Below are 11,252 nucleotides of genomic sequence, written 5' to 3'. Positions count from 1 at the left end.
TGTCAGTCTGTAGAGCGACCATAAGACCAGAACAGAGTAAATCTGTTAAGGCAGGTGCGGAACCCCGCAAGGGAAAGAAGCAGAAACCTAAATCGTCAGGTTTGGGAATCGCCGTCCGTTTTACGGCGGCGAGGATGTCAAGTGTACATTTTAGAAGCAATTTGATTGAAGTCAACATAAAACTAGAGGATTTTACTCTATCATTACTATTGATAATTTTATATGTAGCCCACCCTACTGGACTTCAACGTCTGTCAAAGTTGGAAATTGATGGATACAATTTAGTTAATTTGATCCGAGCATCGACCGTAATAAAATCTATGGAATTTATCGCTGTTTTACTGGGAGTTTTCGGTTTAGGGACAGGTGCGGGTTTATTAGTCATCCGTAACTATTACCATATCTGTCAACCGAGCGAAGTCTTAATTTTTGCTGGTAGTCGTCGTCCCACGGCCACGGGCAAAACCATCGGTTATCGTTTGGTAAAAGGGGGCAGCAGTATTCGTTTACCTATGCTAGAACAAGTGTATCGAATGGACCTGACCAACATGATCATCGATCTCAAGGTGGTTAATGCCTATTCTAAGGGCGGTGTGCCGTTGATCGTCACCGGGGTGGCGAATATTAAAATTGCTGGGGAAGAACCGATTATTTATAATGCGATCGAGCGTTTATTGGGCAAGAAACGCAAGGAAATTGAACAATTGGCTAAAGAAACCCTCGAGGGCAATTTGCGCGGTGTCTTGGCGAATTTAACCCCAGAACAAGCGAACTCCGATCAGATTGCTTTCGCTAAAAGTCTCCTAGAAGAAGCGGAACAGGATCTGGAAAAATTGGGTTTAGTTTTGGATAGTTTGCAGATCCAGAATATTTCCGATGAGGTGCGTTATCTCGATTCGATCGGACGGAAGCAAAAAGCCGAATTACAGAGAGATGCCCGGATAGCAGAAGCAAAAGCCCGAAAAACATCGATTATCAAGGATTCCGAGAATCTACGCCTAACCGCTTTGCGTCGTATCCAAAAAGATTTAGAGATAGCCAAAGCTGACGCAGAAAAACGGGTGCGCGACACTCAAACTAAGCGCAGCGCCATGATTGCTGAGGTAGAATCGGTGGTTATGTCCGATTTAGCTAAAGTACAGGCCGAAGTGGCGGTACAAACTGCCCGAATTAAGCAGGTTAAACAGCAATTACAAGCAGATGTGATCGCCCCTGCGGCAGCGGAATGTCAACAAGCGATCGCAAAAGCCCGGGGGGAAGCGGCCAAAATTATCGAACAGGGGAAAGCGCAAGCGGAAGGAACCAAAAAATTAGCGGCTTCTTGGCAAGGAGCGGGAAATAACGCTAAAAACATCTTTTTATACCAAAAATTGGAGTTATTGCTGAAATTAATGGTCGCTAGTGTCCCAGAAGTGCAGGTGCAAACGGTGACGGTAGTGGACGGAGGTGATGGTAATCTTGTCCCGAAAATGACTGCCTTTGCTGAACAATTGCGTCAAGCTACCGGGGTGGATCTGGTACAAATGGCTAATCGCCTAGCACAAACCGAGCCATCTGTCAAGGGAAAAGACACAAATTTTGATTTTAAACAATTGCCCTCTTGAATCAGTGATCAGGAGACTCCGAGACAGGAGACTCCGAGACAGGATTCAATAGATTATTTTATTTATTCTCCCCATCACCCCATTACCCCACACCCCACACCCCACACCCCACACACCTTTAGCTAATAGCTGCAAACCAGAGATTGTCCACTAGAATGTTAATCAAGTTTGGAGACCACTGCCATGGATGACTTAATTAATGCTCCCTCCCCTTCTCCCCAAGACCTAGAAATGACGCGGACTCCCCCCTGGGGAACAGTGACGGTATTGGAGGAAGGTCCCCGGTATCGCATCAATCGCATTGTCATTAAACCCGGCCATCACATGAGTACCCAAATGCACTACCATCGCAGTGAACACTGGATTGTCGTCTCCGGTACAGCGCGGGTACTCTGTGATGAAAAAGAAACTCTCCTCAAACAAAAAGAATCTACCTATGTTCCCATGAATACCCGTCATCGGGTGGAAAACCCCGGTTCTATTCCTTTGGTGATGATCGAGGTGCAAAATGGCGAATATTTAGGAGATGATGATATTCACCGTTTTGATGATCGAGAATAGGACAGTTTTCTCCCGTATATACTGTAGTTATTTGCCAAAATCTCGATCGTGGATGAAAAAATTATCCTAGTTACAGGGGCTGCCCGTTCTGGGAAAAGTGAATGGGCCGAATATTTAGCCAAAATCAGCCAAAAACCCGTTATTTATATCGCCACCTCCTCGGTGGATGAAAAAGATCAAGAATGGTGCGATCGCATTGAAAGACACCGGCAGCGACGTTCCCCCCAATGGCAAACCCGAGAAATTCCCCGACAATTAAGCGAAACTATTGATAATAGCCCATTTACTCACTGTTTGTTAATTGATTCCCTCGGTACTTGGGTAGCCAATTGTTTAGAAATGTCGGCAGCTGAATGGTTAGAAATCAGCGATCGATTCTTGTATTCCCTCAAAAACGCGGCGGTTGATGTTATTCTGGTGGCGGAAGAAACCGGTTGGGGTGTGGTTCCCGCTTATCCCCTCGGTCGTCTGTTTCGCGATCGTTTAGGCGATCTCTGTCGTAGAATTGGCACAATAGCAGACGCGGTTTATCTAGTTACCGGCGGCCATGCTCTTAATTTAAGTCAATTGGGTCAGTCTTTGTCGATAATTGGGCAATAGAGAAGATGAGCAACGATTATCAGCGTCAAGTGATTGATTTTTATGCCCGTCGTCACGATTACGATAACGATTTTACTGAAGCTTGCGCCCTTAAATTAGTCAATTATCTCTATTTACAAAAAAGCCAATCTGTGCTAGACGTGGCAACGGGAACGGGATTTATAGCGGTCGCAATTGCCCCAAAAGTGAAAAGTGTCATCGGGGTTGATTTCACGCCGGAAATGATTGCCAGAGCCGAAAAAAAGCTAGAAGAATTAAATATCGAGAATATTGACCTAATTAACGCCGATATAGCTGCTATTGACTTTGCCGAGTCTAGTTTCGATCTGATTACCTGTTCTCTGGCGATTGCACTTTTCCCCGATATCCCGCAAGTGCTGGCAAAATGGTATCAATGGTTAAAAAAAGGCGGTTCGGTCGCCTATCGGCTGGCGAAATTGCGACTCTAGTGAACAATTATCGCCGAGAAATCGAGAAAAATGCCACCGATCAGGGAGTATGGCAAGATGCAACCACTTTTTTTGTCACTGCTAGTAAAAGTTAGAAAAAGATCATGAGTCAAGTTAAAACCATCTCCGGACGAGCTTTACCCTTGCGAGGCAACGATATTGACACCGATCGCATTATTCCGGCTCGTTTTTTGCGTTGTATCACCTTTGAAGGTTTAGGAGAACAAGTGTTCGCCGATGATCGAGCCGCTTTACAGGGGAGTCATCCTTTCGATCTACCCCAGTACCAAGGGGCGAAAATTTTGGTAGTCAATGGTAATTTTGGTTGTGGCTCTTCTCGGGAACACGCACCGCAAGCGATTTTACGTTGGGGAATTCAAGCAATTATCGGGGAAAGTTTCGCCGAAATATTTTTTGGCAATTGTATCGCTAATGGGGTTCCCTGTGTCACTGCTGAGGCTAAAACTATCGCCCATTTACAGGATTTAATTGCAGCTAATCCCGAAATTCCCCTCGATCTTTCCTTGACAACTATGACGGTGGAATGGGGGGATTTTGTCGCTACCGTCTCTATGAATGAAGGTTCCCGACAGATGTTAATAGAAGGGGGTTGGGATACCTGCGGACAGCTTTTACAAAATCTCGATCTGATTCAATCTACCGCGCAAAAGTTACCCTATTTAAGTTTCGTTTAGAGAAACAATCTAGGGTGAGGGTGCGTTAGCAATAGATTAACGTACCCCGGCAAGGATTTTGTTTGAGATGCAGCGGCTGTAAATATTAAAAAATCTGCCCTATGATTAATCCTGATAATAATCTCCAAAATATCCAAGAACCGATTTTAAACGCTCCCGAAGATGTGCGAAAAATCATCGATCGAGTTTTAAAATTGGAAAGAGATAAGTTATACCAGCGCAATCCTCGCAATATCAATGATGATGTTTTAACGATTATTAAAGAAGTAATCCAATAATTAGTGATCAGTTATCAGTTATCAGTTCACTGTTTACTGTTCACTAAAAAAACTTCCCCATCATCCCCTCTATATAAATATGAAACTACTATCAATAAAGTTATGTAATTTTCGACAATTTTATGGTAAGACTCCTGAGATACATTTAGCAGCGACTTCTCGCAATACAACGGTAATTTATGGCAATAATGGGGCAGGAAAAACAACAATTTTAAATGCTTGTACCTGGGTGCTTTATGAAAAATTTACGGCAGCTTTTGCCGAACCAGAGTTATTAGTTAATAAACGGGCAATTACCGAGGTAAGCACGGGAACCTCCCTAGAATGTTCCGCAGAAGTAAACTTTGAACATGAAAATAAACGCTATCAGGTAAAACGAAAATTTTTCGCCTATCAAGATGTAAATAGTAAAATTAAATACGGTTCAAATAGTTTATATATGCTCTACGCTGGTGATGATGGCAATTGGTACACACCCAATCAACCACCAGAGGATATTATTAATCAAATTTTACCCGAAAGTTTACACCGTTATTTCTTTTTTGATGGGGAATATATCGATCATCAATTTCGCAGTAGTAGCCAAGGTAAAATCGCCGAGGATACAAAAGAATTATTGGGAGTTAAAGTATTAGATCGAGCGATCGAGCATTTAAAAAAAGCCAAAAAATCTTTACAAGATGAGCTTAAAGATTTAGGAGAATCGGATTTAAAAAAGTTATTGAAACAGGAAAGTAAAATCGAGCAGGATTTCGAGAAATTAAAACAGCGTCAGCAGGATATTATTAGCCAGTTATCCCAGCAAGAAGAATTAAAAAAAGCCGTGACTAATCGCTTATTAGAGTTAAGTGGTGCCGAGGAATTAAAACAGTTAAAAGAAAAATTAGAACAACAGGAAAGAAATCTGCGGCAAGATTTAGTCAGAACTAAGGATAAGTTAAAGAAATTAATTTCCCAGCAAGCTTATCAAGTCTTTTTAAAAGAAATTAATCAAAATTTTCAGCAATTAATCGATCGCCTACGACAACAAGGGGAATTACCCAGTGGTATCAAACAGCAATTTGTCCAACAATTATTAGAGCGGAAAAAATGTATTTGTGGCCAGGAATTACAGGAGAATAGCCAAGCTTATTTACAGGTACAAGACTGGATGAATAAAGCAGGAATGGCCGATGTGGAAGAAGCGGCCATTCGCTTATCTTCCACAGTCAAAGAAATAGATAAGCGGGTGTTAGATTTTTGGCAAGAAGTGGATAATTATCAAGCTAATATTCACCAGTGGCGCTTAGAATTATCTTTAGTAGAATCAGAATTAGATGAAGTGCGGGATAAATTTCGCCATTATCCCGATGAAGATATTAAAAATCTGCAATCTCGCTTAGATGCGATCGAGGATTCCCTAAAAGATTTACGCTTGGAACAGGGCAGCAATAAAAATCAACTAGATATCTATGAGAAAGAGTTAGAATCCCTGCAAAAACAGGTACAAAAACAGCAACAAAAAGAGGAAAAATCTAATTTAGGACAACGACGTAGTTTAGCGACTCAAGAGGCAATTAATCGCATTAGTGAGGTAAGACAGAGATTAGAAAATCAGTTTCGTTTGTCCTTAGAAAAACGGGTACAGGAAATCTTTAACTCAATTTCTTTTACTCCCTATATTCCCCGTATTAGTCCCGATTACGAGGTAAGATTATTAGAAAATACCACAGGATTCGCCATTCCCGTGGCAGCTTCCACCGGAGAAAATCAGATTCTCAGTTTATCTTTTATCGGGGGAATTATCGATCGAGTGCGAGAATGGAGTCAGAAAAATACTTTGATGGGAATTGATAGCAGCACTTTTCCTCTGGTGATGGATTCCCCTTTTGGTAGTCTTGATCATATCTATCGTCGGCAAGTTGCGATCGCTATTCCTAAATTAGCCAATCAGTTAGTTGTTTTAGTGACAAAAACTCAATGGAGAGGAGAAGTAGAAACCGAGATTTCTCCCTATATTGGTAAAGAATATGTGTTAGTTTATAATTCTCCGAAAGCAGATTGTCAAGAGGATTTAATTAATCTTCATGGTGTTGATTATTCTCTAGTGAAACGCAGTCCTAATAATTTTGAATATACGGAAATTATCGAAGTTAATCGATTTTCCTCCTGACTACTAAATTCTGTTGTTATAACTAAATTTTAACTTCTAATAAAACGATCGATTGCTGTGTTCATTACCCCAACACGACTGGATAATTCCACAAGTTCCGTGGTGACAATATTATAATCCCCTAAATATTTATGGAGATTAGTTCCCTCTTGTTGATTGCCAATTTCTACTAACCTTTCCTCTCGCAATTCTTGCAAATGATCGAGGATATTTTCTAAAGTATCTTCGAGGGGAGGTAAGGGAGAAGGAGGATTATTTGTTTGCAAAGCTTGGGTTAATTGCGTCAAAGCTTGGGTTATTTGTTGCGTGAACAGACTGAGATTAGGATGGGGAGGACTACCGCGATATTGTTCCAATTCCGTCAATAAAACTGTCACCCCGCGACCAAAACGAGGAATATAATTACTTAAAGTGATTGCCGGTTCCATTTGTGGAAAGGGTGTGCTAGGATCATCAATTAATCTTTGTAGGGCCGTTTGCATAGTTGTATTTGCTCGTCGAGCTTTATTGCGATGGGAAGATAAAATTGCAGTTTGATAGGATGATTCTCCTAAATAAACTGCCATAACTGACTGAAAATATATTTGATTAGCTTCTAATGCTTTAATGGCAGCGAGGGAAAAACGTTCATCTTCATTAAACCGTAAAAAACCGAAGGAAAGTGCAAAGGCTAAAGCACTACCGATTAAAGTATAAACTATTCTGATATACTCTAAATTAATACCGTCATTGCTGGCATCCAGACGACTGATGATTAAAGCAAAAATTGTGATAAAAAATACGGCCAAACTATAGTGAAATCGCACCAAGGCTAAAGCGATCGCTATAGAAATCACTCCAATAATTTCTAACCAGATCGGATTATCTATAATTGGCAACAGTGCCAAAACAAAAAACGAGCCTAAAATCGTGCCAAACACCCGATTAAAAAAGCGTTGAAAAGTCAAGCTAAAATCTGGTTTTAACACAATAACTAAGGTTAAACCAATCCAAAAACTATGGGTAATTCCTAGCTTATGGTAAATCAAGACTCCTAGCGCACTTCCCAAACCCAAGCGTAAACCATGGCGAAATAGGGGCGATTCTAGATTAAAATTAGCTCTTAATGGTTCCCACCAAGCTTTTTCTTGACTGTACTCTTTTTCTATCCCTTCAAAGTTCCGCTGCCAGGGATTTTTTTTATCGGAAAAGTTCTCGCTTTGCCGCAAATGTTGCGCTGTTTCACTGGCTATTTTTAGCTGTTTAAATAATTTTTTTAAACGATTATTTAATTGCGAAATTGCCACATAACTGCTATAATCATCCTGGGCATTTTCTAAAACTTTAGCTTGCAGGTTTTTTTGTTGCTCGATCGCCTTGAGTAATAGCTGCAAGCGCTCACAATCCAGTTGTTTATTTCTACCCAAAATTAACCAGGCAATATCTTCGCTAATTTCCGCCACTTGCACGAGAATATCTTCTAATAAAATACCCACCGTGGTCAGTTGTGGCAAGGGATGAAGATGAAGCAATTCTCGCAGCGCAATTAAGCTGGTATTAATGCGATCGCTATCTTCAATCAAGACGATTAACAATTCCCGCAGCTCACTTTTTCCCCAACGTCCCCGACGCGTCAAGGTGACAGTTTTCCTCGAACGTAGCAACAGCTGGCGGATTTTGTCAAAATATGGCTCCTCATTAGCATTAGAACGAGAGTGTAAGGGCAAAGAGCGGAGATAGGTGGCGATACCCTGAAAATTTTCCGCCGTTACCTGACGTAAAGGCTGATTAGGGCGAAAAGGCCAGATAAACAGGGCTAAAAAAATTGTCCATCCCCCTCCCAACACAGCGATTCCGGCCCGTTGTAAAGCGACGACAATATCTCCCGATGGCAAAGAAACAGCAAAAAGCAGCAATAAACTAATTACTACCCCAGCTAACGCCCCATTTTCCCCGTAAACTGTCAAATAACCCGCTAGAAACAACCCGCAAAAAACTATCACTACGGCCAATCCTAACCAAGCACTGGCTAATGTGCCGATAATCAAAGCTAGAGCCATCCCAATGGTCGTAGCGACCAGGGTTTTCGCTCTCAGGCAGTAAAGTCCCCCCACATCGGCTAAAATCAAGATTTGAGCCGCTAAACCGACCATTAACCCCAATTCTGACTGATCTAAAATATCACCGATAATAATCGGTACCGCGAGCGCCAATAAAGTCCGAATCCCCCGCTCGATCTCGATATCGCCACTAGGACGCAATAAAAAAGCAAATCGCTGAAGTAGCATATAGCAGTTATCTTAATGGTGAGGTATGAGGTTTTCGTTTTCGGGAGTCAGTATTCTCCGAGTCACCTGATTAGGTAACGATTTCTCTCCTGTCTCCTGACTTGAAAGAGGGTGTAGGGTGTGGGGTGTGGGGTGTGGGGAAGGAAACCTCTTTCATCTGTGGGGGTGAAAATTTTTTCATCGGGACTGACTCCTAACTCCTCAATTCTGCTCTATTAGGGCAGCCAACGGGGTTTAAAACCGGCGTTGAGTTCTTGAGGTAAAATTTTCGGGGTGCTATTGGGACTGAACTGATCAGGAAGTGGTAATAACCAGAGACGACCATCGGCAATGCTCGACCCCTCCCCGGTGACTAAATCATTTCTGACTCCAAAGGGTGTGGTTGCTAACTGATCAAATAATAAGGCCACGCCATCGGGAGACATACTCATCTGCACGTCACGATAATTAGGTAAGGCCAGCAGGGGCATCATTTTACCCGTTTTTAGCTCAATAATCGCTAAAAATGGTTCTTCTTTCACCTTGCCATCGCTGCCCATAACCAGATCGCTTTTCAGACAGTAAAGGGTTTTTTCCTGTCGCGGTTCAAATTCACAGCTAATAATCGGATTAGCTGTTCTTAATAGTAGTCTTGACTCTCCTTGATCGTCGAGCAGAAATAGCGATCGCTGATTATCTGGTTCTGATTTTACCATTAGTTTTTGGCGACCATCCCGGGAAAAAGCGAGTATTTTCTCGTAGGTGGGCAAAAATTGCGGTTTTCCCTTTTGGACATCCAAAGGAATCACCGCTACCCCTCCCGTTTGACTGACAACCGCTTTTTTACCGTCGGGAGATAGTAAAAAATTATCCGCTTGTATTCCTAACGGTCGCGATTGTCCATCATCGCTGATTACCCATAAACTGGCATCCCCCGGATTCCCATGATTAATTCTCTGCACGATTAGGGTTTTGCCGTTATCTGAGAGATCAAAGCGCAGATTTTGATAAGTTTTCGCATCTAAAAACCTTTCTATACGACCACTAGGCAAATTTTGACTATTTTCGTCATGATTTAAACCCGTGGTAATTGTGTAAAGTTGCTGTTTTGGGGTATCTCGTCCTAAGTCAGAGCGATCGAAGGCCGAGAATAAAATTCTATCCCCCCTCGGATAGATTTGAAAATCCGTGACCACCAGATCCCCAGGGGTAAGGATGGTTTTTTTCAGTTCTGTGACCTTATTTGCCCCCTGAATGATATTACAGACGATTAAACGGCCTCTTTCCTCTTGGTTGACTCCAATATAGGCAAAAGCTCGATCGTGGCTGTAAAATTCGCCGATCAAGTCCTCACCTTGAGCAATGGGTAACTTTACTTGATATTTTTTGCCGTAGATGGGCAATTCCGTCAAGGTATAGGTCAAGCGATCGCCAGACCAGCTAATTTTACCCGGCAAGGGAGGATCGATCACCACGCTGGTTTCTATATCGGAACGGTCAATCGGTCGATTAAAACTTAAAGTAAAATAATTGTCCCTAACGCCGATTTTTCGCCCTTGCCAGCTAAAATTCTCCCCTCGGGTCGGGACTTGATTTCCCTGGATCAAAATCGACGATATCGCGGCAATTAAAGCCAAAATACTCGCTAACACTAAGCGATCGAACCAAGCTAATCTTTTCATCAGTTATCAGTTATCAGGAGTCAGTTATCAGTTATCAGTATTCGGTCGTCAGGAGATTGCTTTTATTTATTCTCCCATCTCCCCCCTCTACAATAATTACTCGCCACCAGAAATACCTTGGGCAAATATCATACTTTGTGCTTTTTGTCAAAAAAACTTTTTTTTTGCAATAAAACTACATAAAAAAAAGATCATCGTTGTGGGTGAAATTGACTAATTTACCCGTCTTAATTAGGATTACCTTCTAGGTGTGGCAAGGGTTTTAACTATTGCTGGCCAAAAAAGCACAGAATAACCCACTATGAAATTTTATCAAATCGCTGTAACCAGCATAACATCGTTGTTAAATAACAATCTTTCTCAATTAATTCTTAAGAATTTATAAATATTGCGGAATGTTAATTTAAATATTCTCAAGTTTTTGCAGTCAATAAATAATTTTTGGTTATCTTTGTCGGAAAATAGAACTCCCGCAAAAATCCAACATCTACCATTGGGTTAGGAGTCAGAAGTCTCCGAGTCAGTATTCAGGACTCATTGTTCGCTTAATTTTTTAAGGGAAGGGTTTTAAAATTGCTTTAACCTTTATCCTGTATGCTTTTTAGCGAATAAGGTAAGCAGAAAAGTACCGAAAATGCGATCGCCAATTGACTCGCTCAAACCCTGATCAATTCGTTAACTTCCAAATGGTCTTTTTGTACTAATAAATATTCGAGTAGAACGCTCAATGCGTTTGCTAGACTGCATTTGAGACAATTCATCAAATTTTCGGTTCGAGAAATGAGCGAACGGTGAGTCAGGAGTTAGGAGTCAGTATTCAGGAGTTAGGAGTCAGTATTCAGGAGTTAGGAGTCAGGAGATAGGAGATTATTTTATTTATTCTCCCCACACCCCACACCCCACACCCCACACCCCACACCCCACATTCTTATCAGCTTTAGTAATGATTGTCATCGGTTTTTTCAATCGAATAAATAAAAACGCC

At 41.6% G+C, this 11,252-nt stretch carries 9 protein-coding genes; 7 read left to right on the top strand and 2 right to left on the bottom strand.

Translation table 11 applies throughout. The features are described from left to right. The first annotated feature begins 320 nt into the window (after positions 1 to 320). The 7 genes from IM500_RS08035 (at position 321) to IM500_RS08005 (ending at position 6,339) form a co-directional block, all read left to right on the top strand. A complete protein-coding gene (locus tag IM500_RS08035) occupies positions 321 to 1,604 on the top strand; it encodes a flotillin family protein (RefSeq protein WP_190722854.1) in 1,284 nt (427 codons plus the stop codon). Positions 1,605 to 1,787: 183 nt separating this feature from the next. Continuing rightward, positions 1,788 to 2,165: a phosphomannose isomerase type II C-terminal cupin domain gene (locus IM500_RS08030; RefSeq protein WP_190722846.1), complete on the top strand. Its 378-nt coding sequence runs from the start codon at positions 1,788 to 1,790 to the stop codon at positions 2,163 to 2,165. 48 nt (positions 2,166 to 2,213) lie between these two features. Beyond that, positions 2,214 to 2,765, top strand: a complete 552-nt coding sequence (gene cobU, locus IM500_RS08025) for a bifunctional adenosylcobinamide kinase/adenosylcobinamide-phosphate guanylyltransferase (protein ID WP_002755665.1) — start codon at positions 2,214 to 2,216, stop codon at positions 2,763 to 2,765. A 5-nt stretch (positions 2,766 to 2,770) separates the two neighbouring features. Then, positions 2,771 to 3,214, top strand: coding sequence for a class I SAM-dependent methyltransferase (locus IM500_RS08020; protein ID WP_190722847.1), 444 nt, complete (start codon positions 2,771 to 2,773; stop codon positions 3,212 to 3,214). A gap of 104 nt (positions 3,215 to 3,318) precedes the next feature. Next, positions 3,319 to 3,909: a 3-isopropylmalate dehydratase small subunit gene (leuD, locus tag IM500_RS08015; RefSeq protein WP_190722848.1), complete on the top strand. Its 591-nt coding sequence runs from the start codon at positions 3,319 to 3,321 to the stop codon at positions 3,907 to 3,909. 101 nt (positions 3,910 to 4,010) lie between these two features. After that, positions 4,011 to 4,187, top strand: a complete 177-nt coding sequence (locus IM500_RS08010) for a hypothetical protein (protein WP_012266504.1) — start codon at positions 4,011 to 4,013, stop codon at positions 4,185 to 4,187. A 79-nt stretch (positions 4,188 to 4,266) separates the two neighbouring features. Next, positions 4,267 to 6,339 carry an AAA family ATPase gene (locus tag IM500_RS08005; protein WP_287738091.1) on the top strand — a complete coding sequence of 691 codons (2,073 nt, stop codon included), beginning with the start codon at positions 4,267 to 4,269 and terminating at the stop codon, positions 6,337 to 6,339. 29 nt (positions 6,340 to 6,368) lie between these two features. Here the strand turns inward: IM500_RS08005 and IM500_RS08000 are convergent, their stop codons facing one another. Both IM500_RS08000 and IM500_RS07995 read right to left on the bottom strand, forming a co-directional pair. Next, the gene (locus tag IM500_RS08000) at positions 6,369 to 8,606 is read right to left on the bottom strand and encodes an FUSC family protein (protein ID WP_190722850.1); all 2,238 of its coding nucleotides are present in this window, start codon (positions 8,604 to 8,606) and stop codon (positions 6,369 to 6,371) included. 215 nt (positions 8,607 to 8,821) lie between these two features. After that, entirely contained in the window at positions 8,822 to 10,267 is a 1,446-nt protein-coding gene (locus IM500_RS07995) for an Ig-like domain-containing domain (protein WP_190722851.1), read from the bottom strand. Positions 10,268 to 11,252: the final 985 nt, after the last annotated feature.

Origin of the sequence: Microcystis sp. M179S2 (assembly GCF_020245805.1) — a bacterium.
In the GTDB taxonomy this organism is placed as follows: Bacteria; Cyanobacteriota; Cyanobacteriia; order Cyanobacteriales; family Microcystaceae; genus Microcystis; species Microcystis aeruginosa.
Note: the sequence above shows the minus strand (reverse complement) of the source record. Positions and strands in the feature narration are given on the sequence as shown.